17 protein-coding genes are annotated in these 17,608 nt (G+C 69.3%); 10 read left to right on the top strand and 7 right to left on the bottom strand.

What is annotated here, in order from left to right; genetic code table 11:
• Positions 1–40 precede the first annotated feature (40 nt).
• The 4 genes from ABLI39_RS10000 (at position 41) to ABLI39_RS09985 (ending at position 4,686) form a co-directional block, all read left to right on the top strand.
• Positions 41–949 carry a LysR substrate-binding domain-containing protein gene (locus ABLI39_RS10000; protein WP_349413265.1) on the top strand — a complete coding sequence of 303 codons (909 nt, stop codon included), beginning with the start codon at positions 41–43 and terminating at the stop codon, positions 947–949.
• 135 nt (positions 950–1,084) lie between these two features.
• Positions 1,085–2,266 carry an acyl-CoA dehydrogenase family protein gene (locus ABLI39_RS09995; RefSeq protein ID WP_349413264.1) on the top strand — a complete coding sequence of 394 codons (1,182 nt, stop codon included), beginning with the start codon at positions 1,085–1,087 and terminating at the stop codon, positions 2,264–2,266.
• A gap of 48 nt (positions 2,267–2,314) precedes the next feature.
• Positions 2,315–2,917 carry a DinB family protein gene (locus tag ABLI39_RS09990; protein WP_349413263.1) on the top strand — a complete coding sequence of 201 codons (603 nt, stop codon included), beginning with the start codon at positions 2,315–2,317 and terminating at the stop codon, positions 2,915–2,917.
• Positions 2,918–3,051: 134 nt separating this feature from the next.
• Positions 3,052–4,686: a sensor domain-containing diguanylate cyclase gene (locus ABLI39_RS09985; RefSeq protein ID WP_349413262.1), complete on the top strand. Its 1,635-nt coding sequence runs from the start codon at positions 3,052–3,054 to the stop codon at positions 4,684–4,686.
• A gap of 32 nt (positions 4,687–4,718) precedes the next feature.
• On the opposite strand, the gene ABLI39_RS09980 is transcribed toward ABLI39_RS09985, so the two are convergent.
• Entirely contained in the window at positions 4,719–5,894 is a 1,176-nt protein-coding gene (locus ABLI39_RS09980) for an acyl-CoA dehydrogenase family protein (RefSeq protein WP_349413261.1), read from the bottom strand.
• A 219-nt stretch (positions 5,895–6,113) separates the two neighbouring features.
• On the opposite strand from ABLI39_RS09980, the gene ABLI39_RS09975 reads away from it, so the two are divergent.
• The 4 genes from ABLI39_RS09975 (at position 6,114) to ABLI39_RS09960 (ending at position 9,596) form a co-directional block, all read left to right on the top strand.
• Positions 6,114–7,853, top strand: coding sequence for an AMP-binding protein (locus ABLI39_RS09975; RefSeq protein ID WP_349413260.1), 1,740 nt, complete (start codon positions 6,114–6,116; stop codon positions 7,851–7,853).
• Positions 7,854–7,855: 2 nt separating this feature from the next.
• On the top strand, positions 7,856–8,362 hold the full coding sequence (locus ABLI39_RS09970; RefSeq protein WP_349413259.1) for a MarR family winged helix-turn-helix transcriptional regulator: 507 nt from the start codon (positions 7,856–7,858) through the stop codon (positions 8,360–8,362).
• A gap of 57 nt (positions 8,363–8,419) precedes the next feature.
• Positions 8,420–8,848, top strand: a complete 429-nt coding sequence (locus tag ABLI39_RS09965) for a DUF1761 domain-containing protein (protein WP_349413258.1) — start codon at positions 8,420–8,422, stop codon at positions 8,846–8,848.
• Positions 8,849–8,963: 115 nt separating this feature from the next.
• Entirely contained in the window at positions 8,964–9,596 is a 633-nt protein-coding gene (locus ABLI39_RS09960; RefSeq protein WP_349413257.1) for an SAM-dependent methyltransferase, read from the top strand.
• A gap of 18 nt (positions 9,597–9,614) precedes the next feature.
• Here the strand turns inward: ABLI39_RS09960 and ABLI39_RS09955 are convergent, their stop codons facing one another.
• The 5 genes from ABLI39_RS09955 to ABLI39_RS09935 are packed head-to-tail and all read right to left on the bottom strand — an operon-like array spanning position 9,615 to position 14,543.
• Positions 9,615–10,172 carry a hypothetical protein gene (locus ABLI39_RS09955; protein WP_349413256.1) on the bottom strand — a complete coding sequence of 186 codons (558 nt, stop codon included), beginning with the start codon at positions 10,170–10,172 and terminating at the stop codon, positions 9,615–9,617.
• A gap of 22 nt (positions 10,173–10,194) precedes the next feature.
• Entirely contained in the window at positions 10,195–10,971 is a 777-nt protein-coding gene (locus ABLI39_RS09950; RefSeq protein ID WP_349413255.1) for an enoyl-CoA hydratase, read from the bottom strand.
• The gene (mmsB, locus tag ABLI39_RS09945) at positions 10,968–11,969 is read right to left on the bottom strand and encodes a 3-hydroxyisobutyrate dehydrogenase (protein WP_349413254.1); all 1,002 of its coding nucleotides are present in this window, start codon (positions 11,967–11,969) and stop codon (positions 10,968–10,970) included. The genes ABLI39_RS09950 and mmsB overlap by 4 nt, the downstream gene beginning before the upstream one ends.
• The gene (locus tag ABLI39_RS09940; RefSeq protein ID WP_349413253.1) at positions 11,962–13,044 is read right to left on the bottom strand and encodes an enoyl-CoA hydratase/isomerase family protein; all 1,083 of its coding nucleotides are present in this window, start codon (positions 13,042–13,044) and stop codon (positions 11,962–11,964) included. The genes mmsB and ABLI39_RS09940 overlap by 8 nt, the downstream gene beginning before the upstream one ends.
• Positions 13,044–14,543, bottom strand: a complete 1,500-nt coding sequence (locus ABLI39_RS09935; RefSeq protein WP_349413252.1) for a CoA-acylating methylmalonate-semialdehyde dehydrogenase — start codon at positions 14,541–14,543, stop codon at positions 13,044–13,046. The genes ABLI39_RS09940 and ABLI39_RS09935 overlap by 1 nt, the downstream gene beginning before the upstream one ends.
• Positions 14,544–14,699: 156 nt before the next feature.
• Between ABLI39_RS09935 and ABLI39_RS09930 the strand changes: the two genes are divergently transcribed.
• The gene (locus ABLI39_RS09930) at positions 14,700–15,506 is read left to right on the top strand and encodes an exodeoxyribonuclease III (RefSeq protein WP_349413251.1); all 807 of its coding nucleotides are present in this window, start codon (positions 14,700–14,702) and stop codon (positions 15,504–15,506) included.
• Positions 15,507–15,537: 31 nt separating this feature from the next.
• On the top strand, positions 15,538–16,461 hold the full coding sequence (locus tag ABLI39_RS09925) for a DUF8083 family protein (RefSeq protein ID WP_349413250.1): 924 nt from the start codon (positions 15,538–15,540) through the stop codon (positions 16,459–16,461).
• Positions 16,462–16,477: 16 nt separating this feature from the next.
• Here the strand turns inward: ABLI39_RS09925 and ABLI39_RS09920 are convergent, their stop codons facing one another.
• Entirely contained in the window at positions 16,478–17,575 is a 1,098-nt protein-coding gene (locus ABLI39_RS09920; protein ID WP_349413249.1) for a LacI family DNA-binding transcriptional regulator, read from the bottom strand.
• Positions 17,576–17,608 lie beyond the last annotated feature (33 nt).

Genomic DNA, 17,608 nt, shown 5'->3' with positions numbered 1-17,608 from the left:
GATGAACAACGACGTTTATCTGGACCGGGTCTGAATCGGGATGGAAATTCAACAGATCCGGGCTTTCCTCGCGGTCGCCGATGAGTTGCATTTCGGCCGGGCGGCGGAAAAGCTCCACATGGCGCAGCCGCCGCTGAGCCGGGCCATCCAACGCCTGGAGCACGAGCTCAAGGCGCCGCTCTTTGTCCGGAATACCCGGTCGGTCAGGCTGACCGCCGAGGGCGAGGCACTCCTGGCCCCGGCGCGCGACATCCTGGCGGCCTGCCGCCGATCGGCCCTCGCGGTGGCCTCCGTCGGCAAGGGCGAGACCGGAAGGGTGCGGGTGGCTTTCGCCGGGGTCTCGTCCCACGTTATGGTCGGAAAGCTCGCCAAACGGGTAAGGGAAGCCCACCCGGGGATCGAGTTCCAGCTGTCCAGTTCGAACTTTGCTCTGCCAGCCATGGACCGGGTCATGAGGGGCGCCATGGAAGTTGGCCTGGGCCGGTGGAATTTTATTCCGGAGGCCTTGGAATCCCGGACTGTCGCGAATGAGCGGCTCGTGGTGGCGCTGCACGAGGGCCATCGCCTGAGCCGGCGGACGTCACTACTGATGGCCGACCTCGCCGGCGAGCCTTTTGTTACCCTCCCCGAGCATCCCGGCGCCATCCTGCATGACTATCTTCGCCGGCTGTCCAACAGTGCCGGCTATGCCCCGGACATCGTGCAGGCGGCTCCCGATTCCCAGACTCTGATGGCACTGGTTGCCGCAGACATCGGGGTCGCGTTGACGGTGTCGTCGGTGCCGGAGAACTTCAGCCACCCGGGAGTAGTTTTCCTGCCGCTGGATGATCCGGCCGACGTTATCCAGCTGCGCCTGGTTTGGCGCAAGGACAATATGAGCCCTGCGCTCCGCCAGGTCTTGCAGCTCTCCGAATCCGTCCTCCCGTCGCCGGGCCCGCCAGCGGATTGATGCGCCGCGGGTATCAGCCCGGGCACCATTCGGTATTGGAACCGTCGCAATCCGGCTGGCACAGTGGTCAGTACTTGCCGGCCACTGCCGGAATCAATGGAGATTTCCGCCACCTACTTGCCTGGAGTTAAACCCGTGACCATAGCCGAAGCCACCCTCGTGAACGACGACGTCCTCAACCTGGACAGCTTGCTGACGCCGGAGGAACTTGAACTGCGCGCCAGGGTCCGCGCCTTCGTGACGGAGCGCATCCGGCCCAACATCAGCGCCTGGTACGAGCAGGCGCATTTCCCGCTGGAGCTGGTGGCCGAACTGGGCAAGCTCGGTGTGCTCGGGATGCACCTGGAGGGCTACGGCTGCCCCGGCCGCAGCGCCGTCGAATACGGTCTCGCCGCCATGGAACTGGAAGCCGGCGACTCCGGGCTCCGGACCTTCGTCAGCGTTCAGGGATCCCTGGCCATGAGCGCCATTCACAAGTGGGGGTCCGAGGAGCAGAAAAACGAGCACCTCCCGGCCATGGCACGGGGCGAAAAGATCGGCTGCTTCGGACTGACCGAACCCACCGCCGGCTCCGACCCGTCCAGCATGGCGACTTTCGCGGAGCCCGACGGCAACGGCGGCTGGATCATTAACGGCGCCAAGCGTTGGATCGGACTGGCTTCCGTGGCCCACATTGCGGTTATCTGGGCCAACACCAGCCAAGGTATCCGCGGGTTCATCGTGCCGACAGAGACTCCCGGTTTCACCGCGACGCCGATTGGGTCCAAGCTGTCCATGCGGGCCTCGATCCAGTGCGACATCGCCCTTCACGATGTCCGGCTTCCCGGCACTGCGTTACTCCCCGGCGCGCAGGGGCTCCGAGGCCCGTTCTCCTGCCTCAACGAGGCCCGCTACGGGATCATCTGGGGCGCCATGGGCGCCGCCCGGGACTCCTACGAGGCCGCCCTCGCGTACTCCAAAGAGCGACTACAGTTCGGCAAACCGCTGGCCGGCTACCAGCTCACCCAGGAGAAACTGGTCAACATGCTGCTGGAGATCCAAAAGGGCACGCTCCTGGCACTGCACACCGGACGCCTGAAAGACGCGGGGACGCTGGAGCCCGTCCAGATCTCCGTCGGCAAGCTGAACAACGTCCGCGAAGCCATCGCCATCTGCCGGGAAGCCCGCACCATCCTTGGCGGCAACGGCATCACCTTGGACTACTCGCCGCTGCGTCACGCCAACAACCTCGAATCTGTGCGGACTTATGAGGGCACAGACGAGGTCCATACCCTCATCCTGGGCCAGCGCATCACGGGCACGTCCGCGTTCCGATAGGAGGCCCGCACCGCCGGCGCCGGCCGGCGGCGCGGTAGGATTCCGGGCATGGACGAGAAGGAAATCCTGCACCGCTACCTGCGCCTGCGCCGCGCCGAACTGCTGGCCAAGCTGGACGGGCTGGGTGACTACGACGTCCGCCGGCCGCTGACGCCCACCGGAACCAACCTGCTGGGCCTGGTCAAACACGTCGCCAGCGTCGAGATCGGCTACTTCGGCGAAGTCTTCGGCCGGCCCCACGGCCTGCCGCTGCCCTGGCTGGACGACGGCGCCGAACCGGACACCGACCTGTGGGTCACCCCGGACGAGACCCGGGACCAGATTGTGGAACTGCACCACGCGGCCGCCGCCCACAGCGATGCCACCATCGATGCCCTGCCTCTGGAAGCCGCGGGCCAGGTTCCGTGGTGGCCGCAGGAGCGCCGGGACGTCACCCTGCAGCAGATCCTCGTCCACATGTGCGTGGAAACGGCGCAGCACCTGGGCCATGCCGACATCCTGCGCGAACTCCTCGACGGGACGGCCGGGAAGGGCCCCGGGGACCCCAACCTGACGGCGCGCAGCGCCGGGGACTGGGCCGCGCACCGGGCCCGCATCGAAGCGGCGGCGCGGGCGGCGGGCCCGGTTTCCTCCCGGACGCCGGAGCCATAGATACTGGGGCAATGAATATTCACAGCGCTCTCGCCCAGGAGAACGCACAACGGCCGCCGCTGCCGGAAGTTCCGGCCCAGATGCGGGCCGTGCTCAACGGCATCCCGGCGATGGTGGCCTACTAGGACTCCGGGTTGCGCAACCGGCTGGCCAACGACGCCTACCTCCAGTGGTTCGGCGTCACCTCCGAGGAACTGCACGGGATGCACATCCGGGACCTGCTCAGCGACGCCGTGCTGGACGCCAACCAGTCCTACATCGCCAAAGTGCTCGACGGCGAGCCGCAGTTCTTCAAGCGGACGCTCACGGACGCCGCCGGGGCGACGCGTTTCGCCGAGGTCTCGTACATGCCGGACCTACGCGAGGGCGGGGTTTCCGGGTTCTTCGTTATGGTCACGGACATCACCGGGCGCGTGCTCGCCGAACGCCGCCAGCAGCGCGACACCGACCGCTACCGGGCCTTGGCGCGCAGCGTCCCCGGCGTCTTTGTGCTGCTCTTCGATTCGGACCTGCGCTACCTGATCGCGGAAGGCCAGGAGCTGGAGTCCTTCGGCTACCGGTCCGCCGAACTGGAAGGCAAGAGCATCCACGAGGTGCTCGACGGCACCCTGGCCAACGAGCTGGAGCCCCGCTACCGCGCCGCCCTGGCCGGCCGGGAGGTCTCCTGGCGCCGGCGAATCGGGCACCGGACCTACCGGCTGAAGGCCGGGCCCGTCTACTCCGACGACGACGCGACCGCGGGCATGGTGGTGGCCGTGGATGTCACCGACCGCCTCCAGCAGGAACAGACGTGGGCCGCGCTGCATGAGATCGCCACCGCCGTCGCCCGCAACGCCGCTCCGGCTGACATTTCGGAGCGGGTGGCATTCATCCTGCGGGACCTCTTCAACGTTGATTCGGCCGCCGTCGTCCGCTTCACCGGCGCCTTGTCAGCGGAAATCGAGGCGATGGCGCCGGCGCTGCCGGCCACCCTGAGCCGCAGGCACGTTTTTTCGCTTACGGACACCTCGGCCACCGTCCGCGTCGCAGCCACCGGCAAGCCCGCCCTCGTGGTCTACGGCCCGGAGGGCGGCCCCGCTGCCGAGCAGATGCGGGCCGGCGGCTTCCAGTCTGCCGCGGGCGCCCCCATCCGGGTCCACGGCAGCTTGTGGGGCGTGGTGAGCCTGACCTCGAAGTCCAGCACGGGGGTCACCGAGGCGATGCTGGACCGTCTGGCCCAATTCGCCGAACTGGTGGAGATCGCCATCGGCAACGCCGAGGCACGCACCAGCCTGGAACTGCAGGCCACCACCGACCAGCTGAGCGGGCTGCCCAACCGGCGCGCGCTGGAGCAGCATCTCGCCCACGAGATTGAGCTGGCGGCATCGCGCGGCACCAGCCTCAGCGCCGTCGTCCTGGACATCGACCACTTCAAGAAGGTCAATGACACCTTCGGCCACCTGATGGGCGACGAGGTGCTGGCGGACGTCGCGGCCCGGCTCCGCGGCGTCGCCCGCCAGGACGAAATCGTGGCCCGCTTCGGCGGGGAGGAATTTGTCTGGCTGTTGCCCGGCACGGACGGCGCGGAGGCGCTGCTGGCGGCGGAACGGGCCCGGGCGGCCATCGAGGCGGAGCCGTTCGGCGAGGTCGGCCCGATCACGGTCTCCGCCGGGGTCTGCGAACTGCGCGACGCCGGCAGCCACAGCCTGCTGGCCTGCGCGGACCGGGCGCTTTACGCGGCCAAGCACGCCGGCCGGAACCGCAGCGAGCGCTACGGCGCTGCCGGCTGACCTGACTGGCTGACCTATGCGGCTGAGGCCGCCTAGACGAAGGCGGACTTCCCGGTCACGGCCCGGGCGACGATCAGCGAGTTGATCTCATAGCTGCCCTCGTAGGTGTAGAGGATCTCGGCGTCGCCGAAGAGCTTGCCCATCTCGAAGTCGCTGCTGATGCCGTTGCCGCCCATCAGCGAGCGCCCCATCGCGACGGAGGCGCGGGCCAGCCGGGTGGTGGTGGACTTGGCCATGGCGGCCTGCACCATCTCCAGCTTGCCCTCCTGCTGGATCCGCGCCAGCTGGGCCATCAGCGCCAGGGAGACGCTGGCATTGCCCAGGATCTCGGCGAGCTGCTGCTGGACCAGCTGGAAGCGGGCGAGTTCCTTGCCGAACTGCTTGCGCTCGAGGGCATAGGCGCGTGCGACGTCGAACGCGGCCAGCTGGATGCCGGCGCCCTGCCAGCCCACCCAGGCGCGGGAGTCGCGCAGCAGTTCGTTGGCCCGGGAGAAGTCGGTGGCGCCGGGCAGCAGGTTGGATTCCGGGATCCGGACTTCGTCGAGCACAATGTCCGCGTTCTGCATGATCCGCAGCCCGATCTTGTTCGCGATCTTGGTGGCGGTGTAGCCGGGCCGGTCCGTCTCCACGATGAAGCCCTTGATCTGCTGGTCCGCGACGTCGCGGGCCCAGACCAGGGCGAAGTCGGCGATGGTGCCGGCCCCGATCCAGCGCTTGGCCCCGTTGATGACCCATTCGCCGTCCTCCAGCCGCGCCGTGGTGGACAGGCCCCCGGCGATGTCCGAGCCGTGGTCCGGTTCGGTCAGGGCGAAGGCGCCGAGCTGGGTGAAGGCGGTGAGCCCGGGGAGCCAGCGGGCCTTTTGTTCCTCGGAGCCGAGCTCGTCGATCATGCCGACGATCAGTTCGTTGTGGATCCCCACGAGCGCGGAGAGCGAAACGTCGGCGCGGGCCACCTCCACGTACATCAGGCCCTTGAACAGCTTGGAGGTACCGTCCGTCTGCAGCCCGCCCAGGCCGTGCTTGCCCAGCTCGGAAAGCAGGCCGAACGGGAACTCCTCGCGGTTCCAGTAGTCGATCGACGCGGCCCGGATCCGGGTCTGAAGGAACTCCCGGATCTCCTGGTAGCGCTCCCGTTCGTCCGCCGGCAGCAGGTCCACGATGTACATCAGGTCCGCGTCCGGGAACGGGGGCGCGGCCTGGCCTGCCATTGCCGCGCCTGCCATTGCCTTGACGGCAGCCTGTCCGCTGGCACTTCGTTGTGTCTGCACGGGCACGTCTTCCCTTCGTAATGTGCCGCGCAGCGGCGGCAACATCGGCTCTTCCAAACCCTTGGATGTCCTAGTATATTGCACAGTGATGTGGATCACTAGGCCAGCGGCGGCCGCCACGGGACCGCTCGGCTGCGACCGGCTGCGAAAGGTGCACCCATGACCGTCACCGAGGATTTCCGCGCCGCGAGGGACAGGCTGCTGGCCCTCCGCGGGGACTACACCGCCGCGCGCCAGGAATTCGAATGGCCGCGCTTCACGGAGTTCAACTTCGCCCTGGACTGGTTCGACCAGATCGCGGCCGACCCCGCCAAGGCGAACCGGCCGGCGCTGGTGATCGTGGAACAGGACGGCACCGCCACGCGGCGCAGCTTCGCTGACCTGTCCCGGCGCTCCGCCCAGGTGGCCAACTGGCTCCGGGCCCAGGGCGTGCGGCGCGGGGACCGGATGATCATCATGCTCGGCAACCAGGTGGAGCTCTGGGAACTGATGCTCGCCGGCATCAAACTCGGCATCGTGATGATCCCGACCACCACCCTGATGGGACCGGCGGACCTGCAGGACCGGGTGGAACGAGGCGGGGCCGGCTGGGCCGCCGTCGGGAGCGCCAACATCGCCAAGTTCGCCGGCGTCCCCGGCGACTACCGCCTGATCGAAATCGGCGGCACCGGCGCCGGCAACGCCGAAATCAACACAGCGGCCCTCCAGTACGCGGACGCGGCCGGCGCTCCGGACGCCTTCGTTCCGGACGCGCCGACCCCTGCCGACGAAACCCTGCTGCTCTACTTCACCTCCGGCACCACGTCCAAGGCCAAGCTGGTGGAGCACACGCACACCTCCTACCCGGTGGGGCACCTGTCCACCATGTTCTGGATCGGGATGGAACCGGGCGACGTGCACCTGAACGTGGCCTCTCCCGGCTGGGCCAAGCACGCCTGGTCCAACGTGTTCACACCCTGGATCGCCGAGGCCTGCGTTTTTATCTACAACTACGAACGCTTCGACGCGAAGGCCCTGATGGAGCAGATGGACCGGGAGCGGGTCACCAGCTTCTGCGCCCCGCCGACGGTCTGGCGGATGCTGATCCAGGCCGACCTGACCCTGCTCAAGAACCCGCCCACCAAGGTGGTGTCCGCCGGCGAGCCGCTCAACGCCGAGGTTATCGACCAGGTCCAGCGGGCCTGGGGCCAGACCATCCGCGACGGCTTCGGCCAGACCGAGTCCACCGTGCAGATCGCCAACACCCCCGGGCAGCCGATCAAGATCGGCGCCATGGGCAAACCGCTGCCCGGCTACGACGTTGTCCTCGTGGATCCGGCCACCGGGGAGGAGACCGACGACGGCGAACTCTGCCTGCGCCTGGACCCGCGCCCCGTGGGGCTGATGAAGGCCTACTACGGGGACCCGGAGAAGACGGCGGAGGCGTTCCGCGGCGGCTACTACCACACCGGGGACATGGCCAGCCGGAACGAACGCGGCATCATCACCTACGTGGGCCGCGGCGATGACGTCTTCAAGTCCTCCGACTACCGGCTGTCCCCGTTCGAGCTGGAGAGCGTGCTGATCGAGCACCCGGCGGTGGCGGAGGCCGCCGTCGTCCCCTCCCCCGATCCGCTCAAGCTCTCCGTGCCCAAGGCCTTTGTGGTCCTGGCCGCCGGCCACGAGCCGGGGCCCGAACTGGCGGAGGACATCCTGCGGTACTGCCGCGAGCATCTGGCCCCGTTCAAACGCATCCGCCGGCTGGAGTTCGCCGAGCTGCCCAAGACCATTTCCGGCAAGATCCGGCGGGTGGAACTGCGGCACAACGAGGAATTGCGGCACGGGACCGGACGGGCGCCGGAGGGAATGGGCACAGAATACTCCGAAGCCGACTTCCCCGGGCTGAAGGGCGGGGCCTAGGCATGGGGACCCCGCTGCCGCGTGACCCGATCGCCGACGCCCAGCGGAACTGGGAGCGGCACGGCTGGGCCGACGTCGCCGCCCCGATGGCCGCCATTACCGCCATCATGCGGACCCAGCAGATCCTGCTGGCCCGGATCGAAACGGCACTGAAGCCGTTCGGGCTGACGTTCGCCCGCTACGAGCTGCTGGCCCTGCTCAGCTTCGCCCGCAGTGGCGCGCTGCCGATGAACAAGGCGAGCGCGCTGCTGCAGGTCCACCCCACTTCGGTAACCAACGCCGTCGACCGGCTGCAGGAGGCCGGGCTGGTGCTCCGGTCCCCGCACCCCACCGACGGCCGGACCACGCTGATCGAGCTCACCTCGGAGGGGCGCACGCTCGCCAAGCGGGCGACGGCGGTGCTCAACGCGGAGGTCTTCGGCCGGTCCGGTTTCGAGGAGCCGGAGGTGGAGCAGCTGATCCGGATCCTGGGCAACTTCCGGCGCAATGCCGGGGACTTCGGCGGCTAGGGAATACACTTCCCTTGCGGGCCGTCGGAGGGACGGGCCGGAGCCGAGGAGAGCGCAATGATTCCGGAAATCAACATCTGGGCGGTACTGCTGGCGACACTGTCCAGCATGGTGGTCGGATCCGTCTGGTACACGCCCAAGGTGTTCGGCAACTACTGGATGCGCGTCGCCAAGGTGACCCCCAGCGGGGACGCCAAGGACGCGGTCAAGCCCATCCTCGTCACGCTGCTCGTCAGCTTCATCAGCGCCTGGGTGCTGGCCGGCTCCGCCGCCATCTCGCAGCACTTCTACGGCGGCAACTTCCTGGCCAACACCCTCGTCACCGCCCTGATCCTGTGGGCCGGCTTCACCGCGGCCCGTTTCGTCACGCACGACGCCTTCGAGGGCCGCCCCGTGGGCCTGACCGTGCTGAACTGCGCGCACGAGCTTGTCACCCTGATGGTGATGGCCCTGATCATCGGGCTCTTCGGAATCAGCGCGGCGTAGCCGCTCCGGCGGCGCACAGTTTCTTCCCTCCTCTTCCCGCGCGCCGCAGTCCGCCTAGACTGGATTGGCGGCGAGGACCCCGGCCGCGAGACGACGCGCCCCGGAGGAGAACTGCATGGAATTCGATGAATCGTTCTGGGACGAACGCTACCGCCAGCACGGCCAGCACAGCTCCGTGTGGAGCGGTGAACCCAACGCCCAGCTCGTGGCCGAGGCCGCGGACCTCACGCCCGGTTCCGCGCTCGACGTCGGAGCCGGGGAGGGCGCCGACGCCGCCTGGCTGGCCCGGCGCGGCTGGCGCGTCACGGCGGTGGACATCTCCTCCGTCGCCTTGGCCAGGGCAGCCGCCGCGGTTCAGGACGAGCCGGAGACCGCCGCCCGGATCACCTGGCAGCACCAGGACCTCACCGTGTCACCGCCCCCGGCCGGGACTTTTGACCTGGTGTCCGCGCAGTTCCTGCACCTCCCGGCGCCGCTGCGCGACGGGGTCTACAGCCGGCTGGCCGCGTCGGTGGCCCCGGGCGGGACGTTGCTGATTGTCGGCCACCATCCGTCGGACCTGGAGACCAGCGTGCGCCGGCCCTCCGCCCCCGGCCTGCTGTTCACCGCCGAGGAGATCGCCGCGGGCCTGGACCCGGAGGAGTGGGAGATCATGACCTGCGCCTCGCGGCCGCGGGCCACCGGTGATTCAGACGGCGCCCCGGTCACGGTCCAGGATGCCGTGCTCCGCGCCCGCCGCCGGGCCTGACGCGGCGGCGGCTGGGCGTCAGCGCCGGGCCGGCCCCAGCCGCTCCCTCAGCCCGGCCGCGAGCCCGGCGATGGTCAGCAGATCGAACAGGCCGCCGCCGGTTTCCACCAGGCGGCGGTGTTTGACGCCGGCGAGCCGGAGCCGCAGGTGCACCCGCGTCGCGGGCTCTGTGCCCGGCGTCGGGCGCAGCACGATTGCCCAGCTGAGGGCGAGCGCGCCGCGTTGCGAGCGGTAGACCAGGGCCGCCGGCGGGTCGACGGCCATGATCTCGAACGTTGCCCCGGGGCCGCCCCAGTCGGGGATGACGTACCCGGCGCGGAGGTCCTGCAGGGCCGGGTCGATGTTTCGGAGGGCGCGGCGGCCGGCCGGAATCAGGGCCTCCGCCCAGCGTGGCAGGTACCAGCCGGCGCGTCCCTTGCCCAGCTGGACGAACCACGGCCAGACGGCCCCGGGCAGGGCCGGCAGGTCGAACCCACGGTCCATCACCACGTCCGCGGCGGGGACCAGCCTGTCGCCGGGCAGCAGGGCGTGGACTTCCTCCGGGGAAGCTCCGACGCCCAGAAAACCGGTGTTCATGGCCGTCCCTCCTGCAAACGAGCTACCGGTGCGTGAAGTCGGGCTGCCGCTTCTCGCTGAACGCGGCCATGCCCTCCTTCTGGTCCTCGGTGGCGAAGAGCGAGTGGAAGACGCGGCGTTCGAACAGCACACCCTGGGCCAGCCCGGTTTCAAAGGCGGCGTTGACTGCCTCCTTCGCCACCATGGCCACCGGCTTGGACTTGGAGGCAATCACCGCCGCGGCCTTCACGGCCTCCTCGACGACCTCGGCGGCCGGGACCACGCGGGAGACCAGGCCGGCGCGCTCGGCTTCTTCGGCGTCCATAAAACGGCCGGTGAGGATCATGTCCATCGCCTTGGACTTCCCCACCGCGCGGGTGAGACGCTGCGAGCCGCCCATGCCCGGGAGGACCCCCAGGTTGATCTCGGGCTGGCCGAACTTGGCGGTGTCCCCCGCGATTATGAAGTCGCACATCATCGCCAGCTCGCAGCCGCCGCCCAGGGCGAATCCGGACACCGCGGCCACCACGGGGATGCGCAGCCGCGTAAAGTCTTCCCAGCCGCGGAACCAGTCGGCGGCGTACATCTCCATGTAGCCCTTGGACTGCATCTCCTTGATGTCCGCGCCGGCGGCGAACGCCTTGGCGGAACCGGTCACCACCACGGCACCGACCTCCGGGTCGGTGTCCATCGCTGTCACGGCCGCGACGAGCTCGTCCATGGTCGCCTTGTTCAGGGCGTTCAGCGCATCGGGCCGGTTGAGAGTCACGAGGCCCACGCGGCCGCGGCGCTCCACCAGAATGTTTGTGTACTCGCTCATGCCTGTCCCCTCGGCTGCTGTTCGGATTTGTCCCGGATGTCGGTGATGATGCCGGAGAAGTCCCGGCCGGCACCGCCTTCCGCGGCAAAGGTATCGTAAATTTCGGAGGCCAGCGGTCCCAGCCGGGCGGCGACCCCGGTGCTTTCGAGTGCGTTGAGGGCCAGCTTCAGGTCCTTGGCCATCAGGGCGCCGGCGAAGCCCGGCTGGTAGTCGCGGTTGGCCGGGCTGGTCGGCACCGGGCCGGGCACGGGGCAGTTGGTGGTCAGCGCCCAGCACTGGCCTGAGGCGGCCGAGGCGACGTCGAAGAGCGCCTGGTGCGTCAGCCCGAGCTTCTCACCGAGCACAAAGGCCTCGCTGACGGCGATCATCGAGACGCCCAGGATCATGTTGTTGCAGATTTTCGCGGCCTGCCCGGCGCCGTGGCCGCCGCAGTGGACAACCCGCTTGCCCATCACTTCGAGCATCGGCTTGACGGCGTCGAAGTCCTCGTCGGCCGCGCCGACCATAAACGTCAGGGTTCCGGCCTCGGCGCCGACCACGCCGCCGGAGACCGGCGCGTCCACGGCCCGGTGGCCGGCCTCGACCGCCAGGGCAGAGGCCTCGCGGGCCTCGTCCACGTTGATGGTGGAGCAGTCCAGGAACATCGTCCCGGGCGCGGCGGCGGCCAGCAGGCCCTGCCCGCCGGGTTTGCCTGGCTGATCAAGGGTGCCGCGGTACGCATCCAGCAGGTGTTTGCCGCTGGGCAGCATGGTCAGCACGACGGCGGCGCCCGCGACGGCCTCGGCGGCGGTGTCCGCGGTGGCGATCCCGTGGGCTCTGGCGGCGTCCAGCGCCGCCGGCACCACGTCGAAGCCGGTCACGGTGTACCCGGCCTTGACCAGGTTGACGGCCATCGGGCCGCCCATGTGGCCCAGGCCCAGGAACGCGATGGGGCCGGCCTGCGCCGCGGGCTGCGAGGCTTCAGCCGGCGATGGTTCAGTCGCGGATGCTTCAGACATTGTCGTGCTCCTTCGAAAGCTTCAGTTCGCGCTCGCCCAGCGGCGCGAAGTACGCCTCGACGTCGTCGAGGCTGACCTCGGCCAGGCTGGCCGGCTGCCAGTGCGGGGTGCGGTCCTTGTCCACCACCTGGGCGCGGATGCCCTCGCGGAAGTCGGGCCCGGCGAGGAACCGCAGGCCCACCCGGTACTCCTGCTCCAGGGCTTCGGCGAGGCTCAGCCCGCGGACGCGGCGCAGCGAGGCCAGTGCCACCTTGACGGCGGTCGGGGACTTGGCCGCGATCGTGTCGGCGACGTCCACGGCTTCCCCGCCGACGGTGCGCAGCCGGCGCAGGATCTCCTCGGCGTCGTCGCCGGCATAGCAGACATCGATCCATTCCTGCTGCGCGGCCAGGACCGAGGGGGGCGCTTCTGCGGCGAACCGTGCGACGGCGGCGTCCACGGGCTCCGTTTCGAGCGCTGCCGCCAGGTCCGGGAGTTGCGCGGCGGGGACGAAAGTGTCCGCGAGCCCCAGGAACAGTGCGTCGGCGCCGCTCAGGTGCGCTCCGGTGAGCGCCGCGTGGGTGCCGGTTTCGCCGGGCGAGCGGGAGAGCAGGAGCGTCCCGCCGACGTCGGGCACAAACCCGATCGTGGTTTCCGGCATGCCCATCCGGGTGCGTTCGGTGACGATCCGGACCGAGCCGTGCGCGGAGATGCCCACCCCGCCGCCCAGGACCAGCCCGTCCATAAAGGCCACGTAGGGCTTGGGGTACTCGGAGATCAGCAGGTTCAGCCGGTATTCGACGGCCCAGAAGTCCGCAGTGGCGTCGCCGCCGTCGATCATGTCCCGGTAGATGGCCACGATGTCGCCGCCGGCGCACAGTCCACGCTCGCCGGCGCCGCGTACCAGGACCGCGGCGACGGCGTCGTCGTCGGCCCAGGCCGTGAGCTGCTCCAGCATCGCGGCGGCCATGCCGGCGGTCAGCGCGTTGACGGCCTTGGGCCGGTCCAGCGTGATGACGCCGAGCCGGCCGCGGCGCTCGAAACGGACCTCGGCGGCCTGCCCGGCGGCGTTCGGTTCGGTCCCCTGCTCCGTCATCAGCTGCCTTCCGGCATCACGAAGCTGGCGCCCTGGCGGATGCCGGAGGGCCAGCGGGTGGTGACCGTTTTGGTCTTGGTGTAGAACCGGAACGCGTCGGCGCCGTGCTGGTTGAGGTCGCCGAACCCGGAGGCTTTCCAGCCGCCGAAGGTGTAGTAGGCGATCGGCACCGGAATCGGGACATTGATGCCCACCATGCCCACCTGGACCCGGCTGGCGAAGTCGCGGGCGGCGTCGCCGTCGCGGGTGAAGATGGCCACGCCGTTGCCGAATTCGTGCTCGCTGCACAGGCGCAGGGCCTCGTCGTAGTCCCCGGCGCGGAGCACGCTGAGCACCGGGCCGAAGATTTCCTCCTTGTAGATCGTCATGTCCTTGGTGACGTTGTCGAAGAGGGTCGGGCCCACCCAGAAGCCGCCGTCGTAGCCCTCCACCTTGAGGCCGCGGCCGTCGGTAAGCAGGCTGGCGCCTTCCTCGACGCCGGCGGCGATGTAGCCCTCGATCCGCTCCTTGGCGGAGGCGGCCACGACCGGGCCGAAGTCCGAGTCCTTGGCGAGGCTGTGGCCCACCTTGAGGTCCGCGATCCGTTCCTGCAGCTTCGCCACGAGCGCGTCGCCGGTGGCCTTGCCCACCGGGACGGCGACGGAGATGGCCATACAGCGTTCGCCGGCGGAGCCGAAGCCGGCGCCGATCAGGGCGTCGGCGGCCATGTCCAGGTCCGCGTCCGGCATGATCACCATGTGGTTCTTGGCGCCGCCGAAGCACTGGGCGCGCTTGCCGTGCGCGGCGGCGGTGGCGTAGATGTACTGCGCGATCGGGGTGGAGCCGACGAAGCCGATGGCCTGGACGCGGGGGTCCTCAAGCAGGGCGTCCACGGCTTCCTTGTCGCCGTTGACCACGTTGAAGACGCCGTCCGGCAGGCCGGCCTCGGTGAACAGCTCGGCGAGGCGCAGCGGCACGGAGGGGTCGCGCTCGGAAGGCTTGAGGATGAAGGAGTTGCCGGCGGCCAGGGCGGGGCCGGACTTCCAGAGCGGGATCATGGCCGGGAAGTTGAACGGGGTGATGCCGGCAACGACGCCGAGCGGCTGCCGCATGGAGTGGACGTCGACGCCGGTCCCGGCGCTGTCGGAGAACTCGCCCTTGAGCAGGTGCGGGGCGCCCGCTGCAAACTCGACGACTTCGATGCCGCGCTGGATGTCGCCCTTGGCGTCGAGGAAGGTCTTGCCGTGCTCGGAGGAGAGCAGGGTGGCGAGCTCGTCCATGTTCTGGTTGACCAGGTCCACGAACTTCAGCAGGATCCGGCCGCGGCGCTGCGGGTTCATCGCGGCCCACTCCAGCTGGCCCTTCTCCGCGTTGGACACCACGTTGCGGACTTCCTCGGCGCTGGCCAGCGGCAGGCGTGCCTGGACCTCGCCGGTGCAGGGGTCGTAGACGTCGCTGAAGCGCCCCGAGGTGCCCTCCACGTGCTGTCCGCCGACGTAATGGGAAAGCTCACGAACCATGATGGAATGCTCCTTTGCATGTGACCTAGATCATCTCTGCTCCCGAATATACTCGGACTTCCTACTAATCTCCAGACCGTCCGGCGCGTGCAGGTAGCTCGGGCCTGACAGCCGCGGCCGCTCCACCCCCGGCCCAGGAAAGGTAAGTTAGGAACTGTGAAAATTGCTACCTGGAATGTGAACTCGCTCCGTGCCCGTGCCGACCGTGTGGAGGCCTGGCTGCAGCGCACGGACTGCGATGTCCTGGCCATCCAGGAGACCAAGTGCAAAGACGAGAACTTTCCCTGGGAGCTCTTCGAGCGGATGGGCTACGAGGTGGCCCACTTCGGCCTGAGCCAGTGGAACGGGGTAGCCATCGCCTCGCGGGTGGGCCTCGACGACGTCGAACGCACTTTTATGGACCAGCCCGCCTTCGGAAAGGGCGGCAAGGACGAGGTGCAGGAGGCCCGCGCGATCGGCGCCACCTGCGGCGGGATCCGGGTCTGGAGCCTCTACGTCCCCAACGGCCGGGCGCTCGATGATGAGCACATGCCCTACAAGCTCAGCTGGCTGGACACCCTCCGCGCCCACTCCGAGGGCTGGGTCCAGGCCAACCCGGAGGCCCAGATCGCACTGATGGGCGACTGGAACATCGCCCCGCGCGACGAGGATGTCTGGGACATCGACTATTTCCGCGCCGAGGGACTGACGCATGTCAGCGAGCCGGAGCGCGCGGCCTTCCACGCCTTCGAGGATGCCGGTTTCGCCGACGTCGTCCGGCCGCACGCGCCCGGCCCCGGGGTCTACACCTACTGGGACTACACCCAGCTGCGGTTCCCGAAGAAGGAAGGGATGCGGATCGACTTCATCCTGGCCTCCCCAGCCCTGGCGGCGCGGGTGACCGGTGCCTCGATCGACCGCGAAGAGCGCAAGGGCAAGGGCGCCTCGGACCACGCCCCGGTGATCGTGGAGCTGGCCGACTGATGGCCACGCGCCAGGGAAATGCGGGCCCGCAATGACGGGGAACCTCTACCACGGCCAGGCCGGGTTGCCGTTTTCCTCGACGCTGCGGGTCTACGAGCCCCTGGAAGCCTTCCCCGCCGAGCAGCGGGAGGCCCTGCGGTCCGCGGGTGCCCGCTCGGAGTCCCGCGCCGCCGTGGAGAACGCCGAGCTGCTGGCCTCGCTCGGCCGCATCACCCGCCCCGGCGGTGACCCCTTCCCCACCGGCCACACGGACTTGGTGCGCGTGCTGGCCGTCAGCGACGGCGGAAACACCGCCGGTCGCAGCACGGGCTCCCGCCCTGCTGCCCCTGAAGAGGCCGACGACGGCGAGGTGCTGCCGGCCAGGCTGCTGTACTGCCCCAGCCAGCTGGTGCTCCGGGCCGGGCTGGCGGCCAACGCCCTGATGGAGGGAATCCACGGACCGCTGGCGCAGCTGCTGATCCCCGAGGAGCAGCGCGACCGGCACCAGGAGCGCATCGACCAGGTCAAGGCGCGCGAAGGCATCGGCCGGGTCCACACCCGTGCCTCGACCTGGGGGATCCCGTTCAGCTGGTTCTGCCTGTTCCAGGAATCCGACCCCACGGAGGTGGTGGAGTCCGGTGGCCGGATCATCACCGTGCGGATCCGGGCGACGCTCGGCGCCTCGCTGGAGCGGGTCCGGCACGCCGTCGCCCACCTCGCCCTCGCCGCCCCCGATCTCGACATGCTGGAGGACCTGACCCAGCTCACCGAGTGGCTGGAGCTCTTCCACCCCGATTCGGTCGTGGAGCTCGACTACGGCGCGGTGGCGGACAAGGTCTACCCGGACGAATCCCCGCTGGACGTGCGGCTGGGGATCGAGTGCCTCGCCGAGGGCGACATGACTGGCGCGGCGGCCGCCTACCGGCGGCTTGCCTCCCGCTGGATTCCGATCCGGCAGCTGGCCCGCGCATCCTGAGGTGCCGGCAGCCGGCCTAGCGGTGCCGGGACTGCCGGCCCGACGCCGGTGCCAGGGGCTCCGGACGGCGCGGGGCCGCCGTCGTGCTCCGGACGATCAGCCGGTGCGGTGCCACGGTGGAACGCACCGCCCCTGCCATGCCGTCGAGTTCGTCCAGCAGCATTTTGGTGCCGAGTTCGGCCTGCTCGTCGGGCCGCTGGCGCACGGTGGTGAGGCCGACGGCGGCGGAGAATTCGTGGTCATCGATCCCCACCACCGAGAGATCCTCCGGAATCCGGACGCCCTCCCGGCGCGCCTCGAAAATGACCCCCATGGCCATCTCGTCCGAGGCGCAGAAGATCGCGGTGGGCTTGGGACCGGGCCGGTCCCACAGCCGGCGGAACGCTTCCTGGCCGCTGTGGACGGTGAAGTCCCCCCACTCGTCCCATTCCGGCCGGACGTCGAGCCCCGCCTCGGCCATCACATCCTGGAACGCCTTGATCCGCACGCGGGGAACGTCGAAGTTCAGGTCCGTCTCGTCGTCACCGTGGAGCAGCGCTATGTCCTTGTGGCCCAGGCCGATGAGGTGGCGCACCGCGGTGGAGGCGGCCTCGTAGTCGTCAATCCCGATGTACGCGCAGCCCTCGACGTGGCCGCCGACGACGACGAGCGGGATGTCGATTTTCTGCAGGTGCTCAAGTTCCTCGCGGGTCAGGGCCATGCAGAGGACCAGGAGCGCGTCGATCTGCTTGTAGACCATGGTCTTGCTGAACAGCCGTTCGCGGTGGCTGCCGTGGCCGCCGAGGTTGAACAGCGACAGGTTGTACTGGCGGCCGTGCAGTTCCCGGTCCGCCCCCTCGATGGCTTTGGAGAAGAACCAGCGGCTGACGAAGGGGGCCAGCACCCCGATGGTCCGGGTGCGTCCGGTGGCCAGGCCCGAGGCCGAGGACGAGGCGACGTAGCCGAGCGCCTGCGCGATGTCGAGGATCTTTTCCCGGGTGGCGGGCGAAACCCGGGGCAGGCCCCTGACGGCGCGGGAGACGGTGGCGGTGGAAACCCCGGCTGCCGCCGCCACGTCCTCGATGCTGACGCCGGAGTGGCCTCCGCGTTGCGCCCTGTCTGTTGTCCGTGCCACCGTGTCCCCTTGTCGTCCGGCCGCAGAAGCGTG

The organism is Pseudarthrobacter sp. B907, from assembly GCF_040137805.1.
In the GTDB taxonomy this organism is placed as follows: Bacteria; Actinomycetota; Actinomycetes; order Actinomycetales; family Micrococcaceae; genus Arthrobacter.
Note: the sequence above shows the minus strand (reverse complement) of the source record. Positions and strands in the feature narration are given on the sequence as shown.